19 protein-coding genes are annotated in these 21924 nt (G+C 34.7%); 16 read left to right on the top strand and 3 right to left on the bottom strand.

What is annotated here, in order from left to right:
• The first annotated feature begins 599 nt into the window (after positions 1–599).
• From ACWA1F_RS16740 to ACWA1F_RS16720, 5 genes are all read left to right on the top strand, one after another.
• Complete coding sequence (locus ACWA1F_RS16740) at positions 600–983, top strand: hypothetical protein (RefSeq protein ID WP_456895251.1); 384 nt, start codon at positions 600–602, stop codon at positions 981–983.
• A gap of 2 nt (positions 984–985) precedes the next feature.
• Complete coding sequence (locus tag ACWA1F_RS16735; protein ID WP_456895249.1) at positions 986–1378, top strand: hypothetical protein; 393 nt, start codon at positions 986–988, stop codon at positions 1376–1378.
• 158 nt (positions 1379–1536) lie between these two features.
• Positions 1537–2817: a DUF4861 domain-containing protein gene (locus tag ACWA1F_RS16730; protein WP_456895247.1), complete on the top strand. Its 1281-nt coding sequence runs from the start codon at positions 1537–1539 to the stop codon at positions 2815–2817.
• Between the two features lie 26 nt (positions 2818–2843).
• Positions 2844–4166: a rhamnogalacturonidase gene (locus ACWA1F_RS16725; protein ID WP_456895245.1), complete on the top strand. Its 1323-nt coding sequence runs from the start codon at positions 2844–2846 to the stop codon at positions 4164–4166.
• Positions 4167–4474: 308 nt separating this feature from the next.
• Positions 4475–4651 carry a histone H1 gene (locus tag ACWA1F_RS16720; protein WP_026729959.1) on the top strand — a complete coding sequence of 59 codons (177 nt, stop codon included), beginning with the start codon at positions 4475–4477 and terminating at the stop codon, positions 4649–4651.
• 608 nt (positions 4652–5259) lie between these two features.
• Here ACWA1F_RS16720 and ACWA1F_RS16715 read toward each other — a convergent pair.
• Positions 5260–6300, bottom strand: coding sequence for a GntR family transcriptional regulator (locus tag ACWA1F_RS16715; protein ID WP_456895408.1), 1041 nt, complete (start codon positions 6298–6300; stop codon positions 5260–5262).
• A 388-nt stretch (positions 6301–6688) separates the two neighbouring features.
• Between ACWA1F_RS16715 and rhaT the strand changes: the two genes are divergently transcribed.
• The 8 genes from rhaT (at position 6689) to ACWA1F_RS16675 (ending at position 17782) form a co-directional block, all read left to right on the top strand.
• Positions 6689–7738, top strand: a complete 1050-nt coding sequence (gene rhaT / locus ACWA1F_RS16710) for an L-rhamnose/proton symporter RhaT (protein ID WP_456895243.1) — start codon at positions 6689–6691, stop codon at positions 7736–7738.
• 27 nt (positions 7739–7765) lie between these two features.
• Positions 7766–9910 (top strand): bifunctional aldolase/short-chain dehydrogenase, encoded by a 2145-nt coding sequence (locus ACWA1F_RS16705; protein ID WP_456895241.1) that lies wholly within the window; start codon positions 7766–7768, stop codon positions 9908–9910.
• Between the two features lie 443 nt (positions 9911–10353).
• A complete protein-coding gene (locus ACWA1F_RS16700) occupies positions 10354–11628 on the top strand; it encodes a TIM barrel protein (RefSeq protein WP_456895239.1) in 1275 nt (424 codons plus the stop codon).
• Between the two features lie 104 nt (positions 11629–11732).
• Positions 11733–13094: an FGGY-family carbohydrate kinase gene (locus tag ACWA1F_RS16695; RefSeq protein ID WP_456895237.1), complete on the top strand. Its 1362-nt coding sequence runs from the start codon at positions 11733–11735 to the stop codon at positions 13092–13094.
• Between the two features lie 96 nt (positions 13095–13190).
• Positions 13191–13931 (top strand): (Fe-S)-binding protein, encoded by a 741-nt coding sequence (locus tag ACWA1F_RS16690; protein ID WP_456895235.1) that lies wholly within the window; start codon positions 13191–13193, stop codon positions 13929–13931.
• 334 nt (positions 13932–14265) lie between these two features.
• Positions 14266–15666, top strand: coding sequence for a lactate utilization protein B (locus ACWA1F_RS16685; protein WP_456895233.1), 1401 nt, complete (start codon positions 14266–14268; stop codon positions 15664–15666).
• Complete coding sequence (locus tag ACWA1F_RS16680; RefSeq protein WP_456895231.1) at positions 15659–16246, top strand: LutC/YkgG family protein; 588 nt, start codon at positions 15659–15661, stop codon at positions 16244–16246. The genes ACWA1F_RS16685 and ACWA1F_RS16680 overlap by 8 nt, the downstream gene beginning before the upstream one ends.
• A 165-nt stretch (positions 16247–16411) precedes the next feature.
• Positions 16412–17782, top strand: coding sequence for a glycoside hydrolase family 27 protein (locus tag ACWA1F_RS16675; RefSeq protein ID WP_456895229.1), 1371 nt, complete (start codon positions 16412–16414; stop codon positions 17780–17782).
• Positions 17783–17857: 75 nt separating this feature from the next.
• On the opposite strand, the gene ACWA1F_RS16670 is transcribed toward ACWA1F_RS16675, so the two are convergent.
• Together ACWA1F_RS16670 and ACWA1F_RS16665 are read right to left on the bottom strand one after the other, a co-directional pair.
• Positions 17858–18190: a YegP family protein gene (locus ACWA1F_RS16670; RefSeq protein ID WP_456895227.1), complete on the bottom strand. Its 333-nt coding sequence runs from the start codon at positions 18188–18190 to the stop codon at positions 17858–17860.
• A gap of 239 nt (positions 18191–18429) precedes the next feature.
• Positions 18430–19179 carry a DUF1349 domain-containing protein gene (locus ACWA1F_RS16665; protein ID WP_456895226.1) on the bottom strand — a complete coding sequence of 250 codons (750 nt, stop codon included), beginning with the start codon at positions 19177–19179 and terminating at the stop codon, positions 18430–18432.
• Positions 19180–19313: 134 nt separating this feature from the next.
• On the opposite strand from ACWA1F_RS16665, the gene ACWA1F_RS16660 reads away from it, so the two are divergent.
• From ACWA1F_RS16660 to ACWA1F_RS16650, 3 genes are read left to right on the top strand one after another with little or no spacing between them, the layout of a single operon-like run.
• The gene (locus tag ACWA1F_RS16660) at positions 19314–20057 is read left to right on the top strand and encodes a response regulator transcription factor (RefSeq protein WP_456895224.1); all 744 of its coding nucleotides are present in this window, start codon (positions 19314–19316) and stop codon (positions 20055–20057) included.
• A gap of 34 nt (positions 20058–20091) precedes the next feature.
• Positions 20092–21216 (top strand): XdhC family protein, encoded by a 1125-nt coding sequence (locus ACWA1F_RS16655; RefSeq protein ID WP_456895222.1) that lies wholly within the window; start codon positions 20092–20094, stop codon positions 21214–21216.
• Positions 21206–21829: a nucleotidyltransferase family protein gene (locus ACWA1F_RS16650; protein WP_456895220.1), complete on the top strand. Its 624-nt coding sequence runs from the start codon at positions 21206–21208 to the stop codon at positions 21827–21829. Before ACWA1F_RS16655 ends, ACWA1F_RS16650 begins: the two co-directional genes overlap by 11 nt.
• Positions 21830–21924 lie beyond the last annotated feature (95 nt).

Here is a 21924-nt window from a genome sequence, read left to right as displayed (position 1 = left end):
ACTTCCGCACGCCTTGCGCTAACTCATATAGAAATAAAAATGGATCTCTTCTTATCTGCTTTCTTTTTGCAGAACATATCCATCTCTATATAAGAACTGTATTAAAAGACCCTTTAACTTATTACAGCATCTCTCATTATATTCACTAAGAGTAATTTCTTCTAATTGAGATTTTTAAAATTATAATCAAACCATCTTTTGCTAGAGCTGTTTCTGAAAACATGTAGAATATAAGTGTTTGACAGCTAATGCTTTATTGTCTGTTTTCGAAATAACAAGAATGTCTTAATCTATTAGTATAAAAACTTTTACAGGTTAAGAAAGGAGGCATTTGTCTGGAACTTTGCACCTTCAAATTGATTGTAAATATACTTTCAAGATAGTAGTAACGAAATAAAACTACAATGCATATAATAAAGAAAACAGTAAGCACAGCAAAAATTACAGAATGGCAGCAAATCACTTCTCGAAACTTTACAGAAGCAAAAAAACTGAATTCGAAATTTATTAGTACTAGTGAGCATTTTATGCATGTAGAGGTGTTTCTTATTTCTAATCAGAACTTAAAATTAATTAATAATTCATAAAGATTAAATCTCATGAAAAATAAATTACTCCCTTTATTTTTTGTTTTAGGTGCTTTTTCTGCTTATTCGCAAGTAGGTATTGGAAAGCTAAATCCGAGTCCTTCGACGCAGTTAGAGGTATATGCTAAAGATGGAAATAAAGGTATCTTGATTCCGAGTGTAAAGCTGAAAAGCTCAACTGATAAAACCACAGTCACACTGGATAATGGTGGATACGCAAATAGTTTATTGGTTTTTAATACAGAAACTACTTCAGATGTTATTCCCGGATACTACTATTGGTATGTGGACAAATGGGTAAGATTAGCTGTTTCTGGAGAAACTGTTTCTGGAAAAGATGGTATCGCTGGAGGTAATGGAGCGCCTGGAAAATCGATAATAGAGGGCTGTTTTTAAGGATGTTTAAAAGAAAGCTTAAAGATGATTTTGAATTTTCTGAAAGTCTATTTTTTGATGAAAAGGACGAAGACAAAAAACAATACGACAAAATTGTATTTGTAATATATGATAAATTGGAGTTGCTGGGTTTTTTAAAAAAGAAAGATCAAAATGAAAATATTTTAGTGTGTTTATTTGATAAGTGGTTTTATAGGACTTTGTCATTTCTGGAAGAAAGAAACAGCTTAATTCTTTTTGATGAATCAAAAACCAGAAAAGAAGTTTTTAAGGAATTGAAACATCATTTTATGGAAAAACCCGTTGAAAAAATTAAAAAAACACCTTTTGATAAAAAAGTAAGTAAAGAAACAAAGTTTCAGGATTATTATAGAGCTATGTATTTTTTAATATAGTTTTTTTTCGTTCATAATTTTTTAGAAGTTGTGGTTCAAGTGCAGGATAATTGTTGTTCGTTATCCTGCATTTTTTTTGGATGAAGTTTTATGTTTTAAGTGTGATAATAACAATTAATTTCATAAATTGTTCGGAAAAAATATAAAGATTAAAAAGAATGAAAAAAATAATCCCATTTTATATTTCAATCGCTTTTACCGCATTATGTTATACAAGCAGTAACGCTCAAAAAACCGCAGAAAATACTATAGTTGTAAAAAACACAAGTAATTTGAAATTATCTCAAAAAGCAGTTTCTATTAAAAGAGAAAAGCGATTTGAAAATAAAGCAAATTATCCGATTTTGCTTTTTAAAAACGATACGATTCCAGCACAAATTAATGATCTTGACGGAGATGGAAAATGGGATGAACTATTTTTTGTGACCGATTTTGCGCCAAACGAAGAAAAAAAGATTGTATGGAAATGGTCAGATAAAGATCCTAAATTTACAATTAAGACAAGTGTTCGTTTTGGAAAAAGGGAAGGCAAAGATTTACCAGTTCATCCAGATACGCAGGAAGTTTTAATGGCAAATCAGGTGCATAAAAAGTTAGGCTACCAAAAATATCAGACTGACGGCCCAACTTGGGAAAATGATAAAGTGGGTTTTAGACATTATCTGGACGGAAGAAACTGTAAAGATGTGTTTGGTAAAAAACTTCCGGGAATAACGCCAGAAGATGTTGGAATAAACAGTAAAGGTGCCGTTGAAGACAATTATCACGTCATGCTGGATTGGGGAAGAGATGTTTTTCCTGTGGGAAGTTCAGCTGGTCTGGGCGGTTTTGCATTATTGGCTGATAATAAAATCACTAGGCTTGGTATTTTAGGAAATGATACGATTAATAATGTAGAGAAAACGACTTTCAAAATTGTGGCAGAAGGACCTGTAAAGTCAGTTTTAAGTTATCACTACGAAAATTGGAAAGCTTCTGACAACTTATATCAGGCGCAAGAAACGACTTCAATTTGGCCAGGAATGTATGCCTATAAAAATACCGTATCTATCAATGGCATTAAAGGAAAAGAAACTTTTCTCGCGGCGCTTTCAAACATCAACAATAAAAATCCGCTTCAAGTGATAGAAGCGGGCGAATGGGTGTGTTTGATTCTGCATGACCGACTTACGTACGAACGCCAATGGATTTTAGGATCGGCTATTTTGGTTCCGAAAAATATTTATCAAGGCTATATGGAAGCTCCAAAAACTGGACAGCTAACCGATTCTTATTTAGCAAAATTGAAAATTGAAAACAATAAAGAAATCAGTTATTATGCTGTTGCAGCTTGGGAACTAAGTGCAGATAAAGGATTTGAAGATTCTGCTTTTTTTACTAATTATGTGACCAATTTAGCGAAACAGCTTTCTGCTAAAGTTACCGTTAAAATTAAATAATTTTGAAACTTCAGACTGTTATACAAATGAGAAAGCTTCTTCTTGTTTTAACTTTTATATGTTGCCTAAATTCTTCTTTTGCACAGAAAGATTCGGAATTTTTTCCTGATGGAAGTCCGATTAGCAACTGGTTTAAAAATGATCAGAAGTTGCAGCTGAAAGATTTAGGACAACAATATCGTATAACAGATTTCGGAGTTAAGCAGGACAGCACATTAATTCAGACGAAGAGCATTCAGACTGTAATTGACCAAGCATCATTAAATGGCGGAGGTGTAATTGTGTTTCCAAAAGGTGTTTTCTTGAGCGGTGCTTTATTCTTTAAACCAAAAACAACTTTATATTTAGAGAAAGGAGCGGTTTTAAAAGGTTCAGACAAAATTGCTGATTATCCGATTAGAGCTTCTAGAATGGAAGGGCAAAATCTGGATTATTTTCCTGCTTTGGTGAATGCTTACGGAGTAGATCGTTTTTCTATTTCTGGGGAAGGAACTATAAACGGAAATGGTAAAAAGTTTTGGGAAGCTTTCTGGAAAAGACGAAGTGAAAATCCAGACTGTACCAATCTAGAAGTTTCACGCCCTAGATTAGTATTTGTATGGAACTGCAATGATGTTCAGTTTCAGGATGTAAAATTGATTAATTCTGGTTTTTGGACGAGTCATTTTTATAAATGCAAGAATGTAAAACTGCTGAATCTTTATATTTTCTCTCCACATATCGGAATAAAAGCGCCTAGTACAGATGCGGTTGATCTGGATGTCTGCGAAAATGTTTTAATAAAAAACTGCTACATGTCGGTTAATGATGATGCAGTAGCTCTAAAAGGCGGTAAAGGCCCTTATGCAGACCAAGACGAGAATAACGGCTCTAATAAAAATATCATCATTGAAGATTGCACTTTTGGATTTTGCCATTCGGCATTGACCAATGGGAGTGAAGCTATTCATAACCGAAATGTAATTTTTAGAAATAGTAAAATAGAAGGCGCTTCTCGTTTGCTTTGGCTGAAAATGAGACCAGATACACCACAACGTTACGAATATATTTTATTAGAAAATATTCAAGGTGAAGCAGAAACGGGTTTGGCTATTTTTGCGTGGCGGCAGTTTTATGATTTAAAAAATCGTAAAGATATCCCGCTGTCTTATGGAGATCATATTACTTTGAGAAATATCAATCTCAAATGCACTAATTTTTATGGTGTGGAAAAAGATCCGAATGTGCGATTAAGCAATTTTGAATTTGAAAATCTGAATATAGAATCTTTAAAAACGAAGATTGATAAGAGTATTGTAAATGGTATTATTTTCAGGAATGTTTACCTAAATAAGACTCTAATCGAGTAGTTTTTTTCCGTTTTGAAGTACTTTTTCCTTGAAAAAATTAACAAATAGAAGGGTTTTAGACGCTAATTGTAGAAAAAAATATCTGGATTGAGATACTTTCTACAGAGCATTCAAATAACCAAGACAAGGAAAATTTATTAATAAGTCTTTGATTGTTAATGTATTGTGTTTGCTGGGTTTTTGAAAACAAAGCAAGTCAATTTATTGTAAAGAAAATGAATGAAAAACTGCATTAAATTTAACAGCAAAATTGTTGTAACTATCACACAAACTTTTATTTTTGTGGCTTAATTTAACAATATATAAGCATGAAAGATTTATTAGTAAAAATCAACGCCGAAATTGACACATTCAAAGCAGAAGCTGAATCTTTAACTGAGAAAGGTATCAAGGCTGCAGGACCAAGAGCACGTAAAGCTACTTTAGAAATTGAAAAACTTTTAAAAGAGTTCAGAAAAGTTTCTATCGAAGAATCAAAAAAATAATACAACTAAAACCTCGTCAATCGGCGAGGTTTTTTTATGTCTTCTATTGCCACGAATTATTGCGTTCGTTTTTTCGCCACGAATTCACGAATTTTTATATATGATTCGTGAATTCGTGGCGAATAGATTTTGTGTTTTTTGCCGCGAATTACACGAATTGCACAAATTTTTCTTGGATGGGTTTTTACCACAAATTACACAAATTAGCGCAAATTTTACCGAGAGTTACTGTGCGTTTGTCAGGCTGAGCGGAGTCGAAGCCCTTTACGGTTAGTTTTTCTGCCACGAATTACACGAATTGCACAAATTTTTCTTGGATTTTTTTACCACAAATTACACAAATTAGCGCAAATTTTCTTGGATAGTTTTTACTGCGTTTGTCAGGCTGAGCGGAGTCGAAGCCCTTTGCGGTTAGTTTTTTCGCCACGCATTCACGAATTTTTTTATATGATTCGTGAATTCGTGGCTAATAAATCGGTGTTTTTTGCGGTGAATCGCACGAATTAAATTAGAGAAAATTCGTGAATTCGTGGCGAAGAAACTTTGTGTCTTAGCGCCTTAGTGGCTAAAAAAACCTTAGCGCCTTAGTAACTTAGAACCTTAGCACCTCAAATAGAATTTCTATCAATAAAATTAAAAGGCACTTTTACCTGACCTTTTTCTTTATTCAAGATCATTCTTGCGGCAGTTTCTCCCATTACATTAAAATCGGTTGACATTACCGTGATGCCTAATAATTCTTTTAGAGGTGTATCATTATAAGAGATAACACCAATTTCTTTTCCTAAAACATATTCTTCATCTCGAATCTGTTTCATTAAATTCACTAAGTCAGATTCTTCGATCGTAATAAACAAATCGCCTTTTTTTAGAATCATATCATCGTAGACTTCGCTTAGAATCTCAAAATTGATTTCGTGTTCGACACAGAATTTTCTAAATCCGTGCAGAATTCGTCTCGGATACGGATAAACCGCTTTATCTGGATATACAAGAATCAAACGTTTGTATTTTGTTATTTTAGAAAGTCCTTCTTTTAGCGCATTATAAATATCATTTTCAAAATCCTGATAAATTTTGATGACATTATCGCCGGTTCCTAATTTGATATTATCTAAAACAACCAGCTTTTCTTGCGGAATATTTTTAATTGCGTTTACCACATTATCAGTAAAACTTAAATGTTTTAATTCGTCTGTTTTAAAATGCGTTGTAATCACATAATAATCGTAAGCGCCCTCAAACTTGTCTAATATATTTAGGAATAAAGTTTCATCACAGTGATAAATTTGAAGATCGACATGGGCATTGGCTCCGAGAGTATCAATAAAGCAGCTGTATGTTTTCATTTTATACGAGCTCAATTTATTGGTCAGAAACAGAATATTAACTTTAGATTCTAGTTTGGTTCGGGTAATATAGTAGCCTTTTCCTCTAATGGAAGAAATGATTTTTCGTTCTTTTAAAATATTATAGGCTTTCTCAACAGTATCGCGTGACATATAAAACTCTTCACTGAAACTATTAATGGAAGGAATTTTTTGATTGATTTTCAAATTTCCGTTAGCGATGTTCTGAAGAATGGAGTCAACAATCTGTTTGTATTTAGGAACTCGAGAATCTTCGTCGATTTTAATAAGTTTAATCATGTTCATTTTGAGAAAATTTGTTTCGTATTGCACCGAAACCCATTTTAATTCTAAATAATTCAAAAAAATCTCTTCTTTCGAAAGAATCTGTCTGCGCAGAATTATTTAAGCGATTAAAAAGAGAATTTACTAAGGCTTGTAATCTTTTTTTTATAATTCCTGAATTTTAACCCGAATGCGGAATCAATAATTGCGAAATCGATTGCTAAAATAGCCATTTTAAATTTATTTACCCAATAATTACAAGCCGTTATTTCTAATAATCCTTAGTTTTAACAAAAAATACGAAATCCGTAAAGGATAGTACAGGACAGTTTTCTTTTTGACATTCTCTTATTTTACAAAACCAAATTGCTATCTAAACAAACCAAAAACTAAAATTTAATAAATGGAATCATTATTAGGAATCATTTTTCATTCTATCGGAGGATTTTCTTCAGGTAGTTTTTATATGCCTTTTAAAAAAGTAAAAGACTGGGCTTGGGAAAGCTATTGGCTTGTAGGAGGATTTTTCTCTTGGCTGATTGTTCCGCCAATCGCCGCTTATTTGACGATTCCTCATTTTGGTGAAATTATAGCAACAGCTTCTCCTTCAATCAAAGCATTTACCTATTCAATGGGGTTAATTTGGGGAATCGGAGGGCTTACTTATGGTCTTGGAGTTCGTTACCTGGGAATGTCTTTGGGGAATTCAATAACGCTTGGATTTTGTTCTGCATTTGGTGCTTTAGTTCCGTCAATTTATTATGATTTTGTTCCGACAGAAGGAAAAATTTCATTTTCTCACATGCTTTCTAATTCTGGTGGACAGTTAGTTTTACTAGGAGTGGTGGTATATCTTATAGGAATTGCTATTTCTGGAAAAGCAGGAATGCTGAAAGAGAAAGATTTTGCAACAGGCCACGAAGATAAAGACAAAGATTTCAATTTAGTAAAAGGTCTGATTGTAGCGGTGATATCTGGAATTTTAAGTTCGTTTTTTAACTACGGAATAGAAGCTGGAAAACCTATGGCAGAGCAAGCGATACTAAATGGTTCTAATCCGCTATTTCAAAATAATGTGACTTATGTTGTTTTGCTTTGGGGAGGTCTTACAACCAACTTTATCTGGTGTCTTTACTTAAATTTTAAAAATAAAACTATTGGTGATTATACCAATAAGTCTACTCCGATAACTAAAAATGTATTGTTTTCTGCACTGGCTGGAACCATGTGGTTTTTACAGTTTTTCTTTTACGGAATGGGAGAAAGCAAACTTGGTAACGGAGCAAGTTCATGGATTTTGCACATGGCAACCATTATCCTGACAGCAAATTTCTGGGGATTTTATTTGAAAGAATGGTCAGGAGTTTCTAAAAAGACTTTAAGAACTTTTTTCTGGGGAATTGGTCTGATAATGCTTGCAATCGTTTTGGTAGGAATTGGTAACTCATTATAAATAAATACAAGAATAATAAAATAGTATATGTCGAATACAAAAACAATTAATAATATGAATTTTAAGCACGTAAGCTACCTTTGGGATGAAGCTAAGGCAGCAGCATTGGCAGGTGATGAAGTAGCGCTTTTTATTTATCGTTCTAACTTGTTAGGAGCTGATTTAAGATTGACCAACTACGGAGGTGGAAACACTTCTGTGAAAATTACAGACAAAGATCCTCTTACTGGAGAATCTTCTGAAGTAATGTGGATTAAAGGTTCTGGTGGTGATATCGGTACTTTGACAAAATCAGGTTGTGCGGCTTTGTATTTGGACAGACTTCGTAATCTTGAAAATGTTTATAGAGGTATTGAGTTTGAAGATGAAATGGTAGAATTATTCAACCACTGTATTTTCGATTTGGCTTCAAAAGCGCCTTCAATCGATACGCCTTTACATGGTTTTCTTCCATTCAAACATATTGATCACTTACATCCAGATGCGGCAATTGCGATCGCTGCAGCGAAAGATGGAAAGAAAATCACTGAAGAATTATTTAACGGAGAAATTGGCTGGGTAGGCTGGCAGCGTCCAGGATTTGATCTTGGTCTTCAGTTGAGAGCTTGTTTAGAAGAAGCGGCACAAAACGGTAAAAAACTACGCGGAATCATGTTAGGTTCTCATGGTTTATTTACTTGGGGAGACACTGCGTTTGATAGTTATATCAATACGCTGGAAGTAATCGAGAAATGTGCTTCTTACTTAGAAGATAACTACGGTAAAAAACGTCCAGTTTTTGGAGGAAAGAAAATTGACAGTCTTCCAGAAGCAGACCGTAAATTAAAAGCAGCAAAAGTAGCTCCAATCTTAAGAGGTTTCTGTTCATCAGAACGTCAAATGATTGGTCATTATACAGATGATGCAAGAGTTTTAGAATTTATTAATTCTAATGATTTAGCAAAATTAGCTCCATTAGGAACTTCTTGTCCAGATCACTTTTTAAGAACTAAAATCAGTCCATTGGTTTTAGAGTTGGATCCAAACGAAGATTTATCTGATGTTGCAGCAATTAAAGCAAAATTAACGCCTGCATTTGAGGCATACCGTGCGATGTACAAAGACTATTACAATGCTTGTAAAAAGTCGAATTCGCCAGCAATGCGTGACCCGAACCCAGTGGTGATTTTATATCCTGGAGTTGGTATGTTCACTTTTGCTAAAGATAAAACAATGGCGCGTTTAGCATCTGAATACTACATCAATGCAGTAAACGTAATGAAAGGTGCAGAAGCAGTTTCTGAATATACTTCTTTACCGCACCAAGAAGCTTTTGATATTGAATATTGGTTGCTGGAAGAAGCTAAATTACAGCGTATGCCAAAACCAAAAGCATTGTCTGGAAGAGTAGCATTGATTACAGGTTCTGCGGGTGGAATTGGTAAAGCTATCGCTAAAAAATTCGCTCAAGAAGGTGCTTGCGTAGTAATCAATGATATTAACGAAGAGCGTTTGCAAGGTGCTACAGCAGAGTTTACTAAAGCTTTTGGTAAAGATGCCGTTTCTAGCACTTTATTGAATGTAACTAACGAAAAAAGTACAGAATTAGCATTAGACGAAGCTTGTTTAGCTTTTGGAGGTGTTGATATTGTAGTAAATAATGCTGGAATCAGTATTTCTAAATCTATTGCAGAACACACTCTTGAAGAGTGGGATAGATTATACGATATCTTGGTTAAAGGACAATTTATTGTCTCTAAAGCCGGAATCGAAGTAATGCGCAAACAAGGTTTTGGAGGAGATATCGTAAATATCGTTTCTAAAAACGCTGTAGTTGCAGGTCCGAACAATCCTGGTTATGGTTCGGCAAAAGCGGCTCAAGCGCACCTTACACGTTTAATGGCTGCTGAATTAGGAGCCGATAAAATTCGTGTAAATACAGTAAATCCTGATGCTGTAATCTCAGACTCAAATATTTGGTCTGGAGGATGGGCAGAAGGTCGTGCAAAAGCATACGGAATTACAGTTGAAGAACTTCCGGCTTACTATGCAAAACGTACGTTATTAAACGAAATCATATTGCCAGATGATATTGCCAACGCTTGTTATGCTTTTGTTGGAGGTTTACTAGGTAAATCTACAGGAAACGCATTAAACGTAGATGGTGGCGTAGGCATGGGCTTTTATAGATAAAGATTGTTTAGGTTTTTTATATAAGTTTGTTTAAGCAAAAGTGGTTTTTTGTGGTCTAGCGTTCGAATTCTTTCGAACGTTAGATTTTTTTAGACATAACGCTTTCAGCTTTATAAAAAGCAAAAAAAAAGTGAAGTAAAACAAGAGTTTAGATTGTATAAGTTCTAATTTTTAGTGATTTTTTTTAGCCACAGATTGGAAGGATTAAAATGATTTTTTGTTTCACGCAGATTTAAAAAGATTTAAGCTGATCTGACAGATTATTGATTTTTTTTTAATCAAAATGATTCAAAAATAATCTGCGCTTTCTACTCAAATCTTTTTAAATCTGCGTGAAACCAGAAAATAAAAAATCAGCGTCTTATTTGAGAGCATGTGTTAAAAAACTATACTAAAAATATAAAATTATATATCTTGTAAACTCTATTAAAATATCAATAACTATGTTAATCGGATCAAACCACATCGAATCTCATAACGAGGATTTATTAAAAAAACACCAGAACAAATTAGTTTTTACAGCATCAGAAATTAATGATACAGAAGCGATTATTCAAAAACTGATCGATTTTCAAATTGCCATTCCATCTTGGGCTTTAGGAACAGGAGGAACAAGATTTGGACGTTTTGCTGGCGGAGGAGAACCTCGCTCTTTAGAAGAAAAAATCGAAGATGTTGGTTTGCTTCACAAATTAAACAATGCTTCTGGAGCAATTTCATTACACATTCCGTGGGATATTCCAACAAATTATAATGAAATTAAAACATTAGCAGCACAGCACGGATTAAAATTCGATGCCATGAACTCGAATACTTTTCAAGATCAGGCAAGTGCTGAGCACACTTACAAATACGGTTCTTTACAAAACGTAAACAAAGCAGTTCGCAAACAAGCAATTGCTCATAATATAGAAGTAATTAAGCACGGAATCGAATTAGGATCTGAATCTTTAACCGTTTGGTTAGCGGATGGTTCTAATTTTCCTGGACAATTAAACTTCAGAAAAGCGTACCAAAATACATTAGAAAGTTTAGAAGAAATCTACGATGCATTGCCTTCAAACTGGAAATTATTTTTAGAATACAAATGTGCTGAGCCTAACTTTTATTCTACGACTGTAGCAGATTGGGGGCAGTCTTATTCGTATGTTAAAAAGTTAGGTGACAAAGCGCAGACGTTAGTAGATTTAGGACATCATCTTCCAAATGCTAATATCGAGCAGATTGTTTCTATTTTATTAATGGAAAACAAATTGGGAGGTTTCCACTTCAACGATTCAAAATACGGTGATGACGATTTAACGGCTGGAGCATTAAAACCATATCAATTATTCTTGATTTTCAATGAATTGGTAGAAGGAATGGATGCAAGAGGGATGAATCACGCTAAAGATTTAGGCTGGATGATCGATGCTTCTCACAACATCAAAGATCCGTTAGAAGATTTATTGCAGTCTGTAGAAGCCATTATGATTGCTTATGCTCAGGCACTTTCTGTAGACAGAAAAGCATTAGAACAAGCGCAAGAAGAAAATGATGTGGTAAAAGCACAGGAAATTCTTCAAAATGCTTTCCGTACAGATGTTCGTGCGTTAGTGGCAGAAGCTCGTCTTCGTTCTGGAGCAGCATTAAATCCGGTAGCATTATATCGTTCGCTTCAAGTTAGAGGAACTTTGATTGACGAAAGAGGTTTAAAAACAGTAGCAACGGGATTATAATTATGAGTTATGAGTTATGAATTATGAATTTTCTTCAAATGAAAATTCATAATTTATAGTTTTGGAATTCATAACTAATAATTCATAATTTATAATAAAAAAAAATGAATGTAGTTGCGATTTTTGATATTGGTAAAACAAACAAAAAGGTTTTTTTATTTAACGAAAATTATAAAATTGTCTGGGAGAAATCGGTAAATCTGGATGAAACCACAGATGAAGAAGGATTTCCGTGTGAAGATATCGAAGTACTGAAAAATTGGATTTTAGATCGATTATCTGAAATAAAAGAACTGAAAGAGTATGTTTTAAAAGCCATCAATTTCAGCACTTACGGAGCCAGTTTCGTATACATTGACGAAAACGGAAAAGTTTTAACTCCTCTGTATAATTATTTAAAAGATTATCCAGAGGATTTAAAATCTGAATTCTACGAAAAATACAAAGGAGAAAAGAAGTTTGCTGTAAAAACCGCTTCTCCAGTTTTAGGCAGTTTAAATTCGGGAATGCAGATTTACCGTTTAAAAGAACAAAAGCCTGAAATCTTCGAACAAGTAAAATACTGCCTGCACTTGCCGCAGTTTTTAAGTTTTCTTTTAACGAATGAAGCCTACGCGGATATTACCAGTATTGGCTGTCACACGAATTTGTGGAATTTCAAAAAAATGAGATACCATAAATGGCTGAAAGAAGAAAATATTGCAGAAAAAATACCGTCAATACATTTTGGTAAAGATGTAATTATGACTCGTGAAAACCTTGCAATTGGCGTAGGTTTGCATGATAGCTCATCGGCGATCATACCTTATACAATCAACTTTACAGAACCATTTGTATTGTTGTCTACAGGAACTTGGAGTATTTCTTTAAATCCGTTCAATAACAAACCGCTGACTTTTGACGAACTGCAAAACGACTGTCTTTGTTACATGCAGTATACCGAGAAACCAGTAAAAGCTGCTCGATTGTTTGCAGGAAACGAACACGAAGTGCAGACCAAACGTTTGGCGCAGCATTTTAATGTTCCGGTTGATACGTACAAAGAGGTTTATTTTGATAAAAAAATTGTAGCCAATTTAAGAGCGCTTAATTTTCAAATTATCTATCCTAAAAAATACAATTTTGATATTCTGAAAGAATGCCCTTTTCAAAAAAGGGATCTTTCCAATTATAAAGATTACGAAACAGCTTACCATCAATTAATGCTGGATTTGGTAGAACAGCAGGTTTTTTCGACCAATTTGGTGATTCATAACAGTCCAGTAAAAAAGATTTTTGTGGATGGAGGTTTCAGTAAAAATTCGATTTATATGAATTTATTGGCAGAAGCTTTTCCAGATGTTGAGGTTTACGCGGCTTCGATGGCGCAGGCGAGTGCTTTGGGTGCTGCATTGGCCATTCACGATAACTGGAATCCAAAACCAATTCAGAATGATTTAATTGATTTGAAATTCTATAAACATTAGGTAAAAACGGTCTGTATGTTGTAAATTTGCGGTATAAACGTATTTTTTACATTTTTACAGTACACGCCTAATGAACAACACACTAAATACTACAATATGAAAATTGGACTTTTTATACCTTGTTATGTCGACCAATTTTATCCAAAAGTAGGAATCGCAACCTACGAATTACTACAAAAATTAGGCTGTGAGGTTGAGTTCCCAATGGGACAAACCTGCTGCGGACAGCCAATGGCAAATAGTGGTTATGCGCACTTGACAAAAGGATGCGACGCCAATTTTATCGCCAATTTTTCTGGATTTGATTATATCGTCTGTCCTTCTGGAAGTTGTGTTTTGCATGTAAAAGACCATTTGCATGACGAAAAACAGGAAGAGAAGGCAACAGCAATTCGAAATACGGTTTATGAACTTACAGAGTTTATCACAGATGTTTTAAAAATCGACCACATTGATGGAAGATTTCCGTTTAAAGTCGGAATGCACGTTAGCTGTCACGGTCAGCGAGGATTGCATCTTTCGCAAATGTCAGAACTGAATGCGCCATTTTTTTCTAAACCTGGGCAGTTATTAAATAGTATAAAAGATCTTAATTTAGTTGAATTGACTAGAAAAGACGAATGCTGTGGCTTTGGAGGTACGTTTTGCGTTACCGAAGAAGCTGTTTCTGTAAAAATGGGTCAGGATCGTATTAAAGATCACGAAAGTCATGATGTGGATTATATTACCGGTGGAGATATGTCTTGCTTAATGCACTTGGACGGAATTCTGAAAAGACAAAAAAGCAGAATTAAAACCATTCACATTGCTGAAATATTAAATTCACTGGAAAATTAAGAAAATTATTGAGTGAAATTTAACCGCAAAGCACGCAAAGATTTTTACGCAAAGCACGCAAAGCTTTTTTGAGAATCATTAAAATGAAAAGTTCGCAAAGCTTTATTTGCACAAAGCTTTGCGAACTTAATATCTAGGTTTTGCTTACTCTCGCAATTAAAATAATCTTAGCGGACTTTGCGTAAAAAATTACAGCAAAACACGCAAAGAAAAACCGTAAAGCACGCTAAGATAAATTAGCTTTGGGAACCTTGTGTAAAACCTTGCGACCTTAGCGGTTAAATAAAGATAGCAATAACAAACATTTGAAAAATTGACTTTTAAATAATTAAAAATGTCATCAGAAAAAGTAATACCGCATAGCGACGCCGCAGCAAAGTTCAATAAAGACGTTGAGCGTGTCAATTGGCATGATGAAACGCTCTGGTTTGTTCGCGCTAAAAGAGACAGATCTGCACATCAAATTGAAGATTGGGAACTGCTTCGCGAAACCGCATCTCAAATAAAATTTAATGTTCTTTCTAATATTCACGATTATTTAGTCGAATTCGAAGCTAATGCGCAGCGAAACGGAATAATCGTGCATTGGGCAGCCGATGCTAAAGAACACAACGAAATCGTGCATTCGATCATGGCAAAACATGATGTTAAGCAAATGGTGAAATCCAAATCAATGCTTACAGAAGAATGCCATTTAAATGATTATTTAGCCGAAAAAGGAATAGAAGTAATCGATTCTGATTTAGGAGAATATATTGTACAGCTTCGAAAAGAACCGCCAAGTCATATTGTACTTCCCGCGATTCACCTAAAAAAAGAAGATGTAAGCGAAACTTTCCATGAACATTTAGGAACAGAAAAAGGAAACTTCAATCCGCAGTATTTGACAGAATCTGCACGTCAGAGTTTGAGGAATACGTTCTTAACTAGAAAAGTAGCTTTAACAGGAGTTAATTTTGCTGTTGCAGAAACGGGCGAATTTGTGGTTTGCACCAACGAAGGAAATGCCGATATGGGCGCGCACTTAGCAGACGTTCACATTGCCTGTATGGGATTTGAGAAACTAATTCCGAAAAGAGAACATTTAGGTGTTTTCTTGAGATTATTGGCAAGAAGCGCAACAGGTCAGCCAATTACCACCTTTTCGAGTCATTTCAAGAAGCCAAGAGACGGGAAAGAAATGCACATCGTAATTGTTGACAACGGAAGAAGTACACAATTAGGAAGAGAAGATTTTAGAAATTCGCTAAAATGTATTCGTTGTGGAGCGTGTATGAATACTTGTCCAGTGTACAGACGAAGCGGCGGACACAGTTATCACAATGCGGTTGCGGGACCAATTGGTTCTATTTTGGCACCAAATTTAGATATGAGCAAAAATGCCGATTTACCTTTTGCTAGTACGCTTTGCGGTTCATGCACGAATGTTTGTCCTGTAAAAATTGATATTCACGACCAATTGTACAAATGGCGTCAGGTTTTGGTTAAAGAAGGGCATACGCCGACTGCAAAAACGGTAGCAATGAAAACCATGGCAACAGTTTTGGCAAATCCGACGGTATTTAATATTGCTGGAAAATCAGGACGATTTGTAATGAAGAATATTCCAGGAATGGTGAATAATAAGATGAACAAATGGTACGATCAGCGCGAAATGCCTGATGTTCCTGAGGAATCTTTTAGAGAATGGTACAAGAAAAATTCGAGAGAATCTAAAGAGAATAAGAATGAGTAGTAAAGGCGAAATTTTAAAAAGAATAAAACTGAATCAACCCGATTTGGTTTCAGAATTGCCGGATCTAAATCTTTTAGGTTCAGAACAATTTGATGTATTAGAAACGTATAAAACCGTTTTAAAAGGAATTGGTGGCGATCCAGTTGAAGTGGCCGATTATAACGAAATCATCAATTACATCAAATCCAATTATAATCTGGAGAAAAGAGTAATTACGACGCTTTCAGAGCTTTCAGAAATTGCTTCTTTAGACTGGAAAAACGTAGATCCGCATTCGCTGCAAGATGTAGAATTAACGGTTGTAAAAGCTCATTTTGGAGTTGCAGAAAACAGCGGACTTTGGGTAACCGATGATATTTTAGGACAGCGCGTCGCGCCATTTATTGCACAATATTTAGCTATTATTGTTCATAAAAGTGATCTTGTTCCAACAATGCAGCAAGCGTATCAAAGAATTGGAAACATGGAATACGGTTTCGGAACTTTCATCGCTGGTCCATCGAAAACGGCTGATATTGAGCAATCTTTGGTTCTTGGAGCACACGGAGCAAGAGGATTAATTGTCTTTTTATTGGATTAAAAATTCTAAAAAATAAAATTATATGAAATGCAGAAAGGGTAACTTTTCTGCATTTTTTGTTTTCATCAAAATGGTTTTGATTATACCAAAGAATAAAAAAAGCGACATCGTACATTTTTTTTATTACTTTTAAAGTGTATAACTTACACTTAAACCACACTTGCAATGAAAATTACAAACTTATTTACAATGGCGATAGGAGTCTTTTTCCTGTCAGCATTAGCAAATGCTCAAACCAAAGCATTTCAAAAAGAAGAATTTAAACAATGGGCTCAGACACCGCCAATGGGCTGGAATAGCTGGGATTGTTACGGACCAACGGTTGAAGAACACGAAGTAAAAGCCAACGCCGATTATATGGCAAAAGAGCTAAAGAAATTTGGCTGGGAATATATCGTAGTCGACATTCGATGGTTTGTAGAAAATGACAAAGCAGGAGGCTACAACCAAACCGATCCGCGGTATGTAATGGATCAGTACGGTAGATATTTGCCTGCGGTTAACCGATTTCCTTCAGCAAAAGACGGTCAAGGTTTCAAGCCTTTAGCTGATTATATTCATAAAAAAGGACTCAAATTCGGAATCCATATCATGCGTGGTATTCCTAAAAAAGCCGTTGAAGATAAACTGCCCATAAAAGGAACAAACGGAATAACGGCAGATCAGGTGTATTCTACCGCCTTACAATGTGAATGGCTGAGAGACAATTATACTGTTGTGGCAGACAAACCTGGAGCACAGGAATATTACAATTCTATTTTGGAATTGTATGCGCAATGGGGAGTAGATTTTATTAAAATTGATGATTTGTCAAGACCTTATCACGAAGGCGAAATCAACCTAATTAGAAATGCGATTGACAAATGCGGACGTAAAATTGTTTTAAGCACTTCGCCAGGAGAAACGCCAATTTCAGCAGCTGCGCACGTGAGCACGCACGCAAACATGTGGCGTATGGTTGACGATGTTTGGGATACGTGGCCTCATATTACACATTTGATGGAGGTGGCGCAAAAATGGTATCCGTACATTGCACCGGGAACTTGGCCAGACTGCGATATGATTCCGTTAGGACGCATTTCCATAAGAGGAGAAAGAGGCGAGGATAGAATGACGCGTTTGACAAAAGACGAACAATATACTTTGATTACCTTTTTTAATATCTTCAAATCGCCATTGTTTTTTGGAGGAGATTTGCCAAGTAATGATGCTTTCACTTTATCATTATTGACGAATAAAGAGGTGGTAAAAATGCACAACGAAAGCAGTGATGTAAAACAGCTTTTTCAGAAAGACGGGAAAATTGCCGTAACATCAAAAAATGCAAAAGACGGCAGCGTTTATCTGGCTTTATTCAATATTTCGGATAATACTTCGCAAAAGGTTTCGGTAAATCTTTCTGATTTAGGAATATCTAGTTCAGCTGAAGTTTTAAATATGTGGACGGGCGAGAAATCAAAAGTAACTTCAAAAGAAATAACAGCCGATTTAAAACCTCATAGTTCTGTTTTGTATCAGTTAAAAGGTAAAAAATAAATAGAAGTATATTTAAATAAAAAAGCTGTTTCTAAATCAATAGAAACAGCTTTTTTTATAATTATAAATAGGCAATTAAGCCGTTTGATCATCTACACTTGCATCAGGAGCATTTTTCTTTACCGATTCAATTCCGTTTTCTCTAGCCGATGTACTTTCATACATTTCGCTTGAACCAATAATTTGTCCGTTTCCAGCTTTTAAATTGAAATATGGTTTCCCGCTTTTAGATTCTAATCTATCATAACGGTCATCGTCTGGTGCATTTTTTTTAACAGATTCAATTCCGTTACTGCAGGCTGCTTTTGTTGTATAACCTTCACTTGTTAGAATGGTCTGGCCATTACCAGCTTTTAAATTGAATTGAAACTCTCCATTAGCTCTGGTGGTAATTACAAATTTTCCCATGTAGTTTATTTTTAAAGTTAGGTAATAATATTATTTTGCTATTGATAAAAATACAAAACTTAGTAATATAAATCATACATCGGTTTAAAAAAATGATTAACTAAAGTTTAAATTCCAAATCTTGAAATTCCAAATTCCAAAAAGAGCGTAGCGATTTTTAGAAAATCTAAAATCTAAAATCTAAAATCTAAAATCTAAAATCTAAAATCTAAAATCTAAAATCTAAAATCTAAAATCATTTAAATTCCTAAACGAAAATCGGCAACACTTTTATCTTCTAAACTGATTTCTTCAAAAATACTTTGCGTACCTTTTTCTACAGGACATTGAGTGCTAATTCCCATCCAGATTTCTTTTGGATAATTGTTTTTATACAAACGAACCATTTGCCAATTCTTTTTGTCTAACGAATAATAACTTGCAACTGTTTTAGTATCTGAAGAGATTTTCATGTAAACAGTAGGTTCTTTCACCACATCGTGATTATTATCGTCAGAAGTTCCCATTGTACGAACAGTTACAATTCTATGATTGCCTCTTTCGTCTTGTTCAAAACAAAACTTCTGATAAAAACTATCGTTCACATAAATGTATAAAACACCCGCATTGTACAAACCTGTTTTTGTAAATTCAGGCGTAACTTTCGCGGTAAGCGTAAAAGGTTTGGTATTATCTACTTTAGACAAAAGCATTGGTGCAGTAGTATTGGATAATTTTCCGTCAGGATCAGAAAAGTAATCTGATTTCTCGCCCGCTTTAAAAACGATTTTTTCATTTGCTTCGGTTTTTATCAGCGTGTCGGCACCGTTAACTGCTTTTGTAAAATGGATAGAAGATAATTTGATGTCGCAAGGCGAACCATTTACAAAGGCAGAATCTGTTTTTGTTTCTTCTTTCATTGTCGTTTTTGCAGTTTCGTTTTTATTATTGCAGCTCGTCAAAGCAGAAAGACTAAGAATAATAATGGTGTTGTAAAAAAATGTTTTCATAGATTATTTTATTGGGATAGAAAGTAATATTTTTAGTTTTTCAAAATTAAAATTGCTTTTCAAAAAGGGCAATACGTAAAATTAACCAATTGCACTTTTAAATGCCACAGAATTCTTCCGTCGAAAACCAATTAATGACTACCTTTTTAGAACAAAAATTTGAGATTGGAGAATCAAATGATATCGAAATGTACAAGCAGTTTGTGCGCAATTATGTCAAAATAGAACAATGTGTAGCTGTTTTATCCGATTATCAGCTGGACAAAAGTTACATTTATTCAGGCAACTTCGGTGCTGTTTTCGGACTTCCAGATGAAAATTCAGAAATTGATTCTGCTTTTGAAGAATGTATATTTACTAAAATCAATTCAGACGATTTGGTCGAAAGACATGTTTTGGAACTTAATTTCTATCAGTTTTTAAAAGAAATTCCGAAAGAAGAATACAGCAACTACAGCACCTTCAGCCGACTTAGAATGAAGGATTCTAATAATAAAATTAATTATATCAATCACCGAACGATTTATTTGAATACGTTTACTAACGGAAGCATTTCTCTGGCTTTATGTTTGTATCTGCCATCAACAGATTTACAGTCTCGAACTGGAATTGATGGAAAGATTTTTAATATAAAAACTGGCGAAGTAATCGGACCTGAAAAATATAAAAACAATACCCAAAATATACTTTCGAAAAGAGAAATAGAAGTTCTGACTAGCGTTGCAAAAGGAAGGAAAAGTGAACAGATTGCGTTAGAAATGCATATTTCTGTTTATACAGTAAGACGCCACAGACAGAATATTATAGAAAAATTAAAAGTGACCAATACTGCCGAAGCTGTACAGACGGCTTTTGTTATGGGAATTATTTCCCTTTAAAAGAATTCCTTATTTTTGTTAGGAAGATATTTATATGAAAGAAATCAGCGAAATTCTAAAAGCATATTCTGAGGCCAAGAAAGCAGGAAAAAAAACATCTTTGGCTACAGTAGTTAAAGTCGAAGGCTCGTCGTACAGACAGCCGGGCGCGCGTATGCTCGTTACAGAAGACGGATTGCTGACAGGTGCTATAAGCGGAGGATGTCTTGAAGGAGATGCACTTCGAAAAGCACTTCTTTCAATCAATCAGCAACAAAATAAATTGGTAACCTACAATACTAGTAATGAAGATGATGCCGAAGTGGGTTTGCAGCTCGGATGCAACGGAATTGTCCATATTCTTTTTGAATACATAAACGACGAAATAGAAAATAATCCCATTCAGCTTTTACAGCAATTGGAGTTAGAAAGGAAAGAAGCTGTAATCGTAACGGTTTTCTCTTTAAAAAGAAATGCTTTTCAGATTGGAACCACTTTATTCTTTAGAAAAGACAGTCCGATTTTAAATCATAGCAACGAAGCTTTAAGTTTAATTTCTGATGTAAAAGAAGTGCTGAAAAGCAAAACGTCAATAGTCAAAAAACTTCAAGAAGAGAACGACAGTGAAGCTTTAATTGAGTTTATAAAACCATCCATTTCGCTCGTAATTGCGGGAGCAGGAAACGATATTCAGCCACTCGTAAAAATGGCTTCCGTTTTAGGATGGAAAATCAGCATTGGCGAAGGCCGTGCAACACATGCAACAGTCAAACGTTTTCCTAAAGCCAGTCAGGTTTCAGTTTTAAAACCCGAACATTTTCTCGATAATATAGCAATCGATGATCAGACTTATTTTGTTTTGATGACGCACAATTACAAATACGATCTGGCGGTTTTAAAATCGTTACTGCAGACCAATTGCCATTACATTGGAATTTTGGGTCCAAAGTCAAAATTTAGCCGAATGCTCGATGATCTTTCGTTAGAAGGAATTACCCTAAACGAAGAACAATTAAGCCGAATTCACAGTCCTGTTGGTTTGGACATTGGAGCTGAAACGTCAGAAGAAATTGCATTGTCTATTATTTCTGAAATTAAAGCGGTCGCATCTGCCCGAACAGGAACATCTTTAAAATACAAATCGGGTAAAATACACGATGAAGTTTATTATGGAGAATAAATTTCGACATAAAACAGGCATTATCATTTTAGCCGCAGGAAATTCTTCCAGATTAGGCAGACCCAAACAATTGTTGGAATTTAAAGAAACGACTCTTTTGAAAAACACCATTTCCGAAGCTCTAAAGGTTGAAAAATCGTTTGTAATAGTCGTAACAGGTTCCAATCATGATTTAATCGAAAAAGAGCTTCAGTCGCTTGAAATAACAATTTCTTTCAATCCAGAATGGGAAACCGGAATGTCTTCTTCCATTATAAAAGGCATTAGCCAATTATTATCTCTAAATTCTGATTGCGAACAATGTATTCTGACAGTTTGCGATCAGCCTTTTGTAACAAATTCTATTTTTGAAAATTTAATCAGCGAATCCCAGAAAACCCAAAAAGGAATTGCCGCTTCAGCTTACGCCGAAACTTTAGGAACGCCAGTTTTATTTCGTCAAAAATACTTCCAAGAATTCCAAGAATTAAAAGGGCAGGAAGGAGCCAAAAAACTCCTAAAAAAATATACTGAAGATGTAGTTTCTGTTCCTTTCGAAAAGGGAAATATTGATATCGATACCAAAGAAGATTATTTGAAGTTTCTTTTTGAGAGTGACAAAGGGGCAGAGTGACAAAGGGGCAAAGGGGTTTTGCCACGAAGACACTAAGGCGCAAAGATTATTTTTAAAAACTTTGCGACTTCGCGACTTTGCGCGATTAAAAAAAC

It is taken from the genome of Flavobacterium erigeronis, from assembly GCF_054075165.1.
The sequence above is the reverse complement of the archived record's forward strand: the minus strand, read 5'-3'. Positions and strand labels throughout refer to the sequence as shown.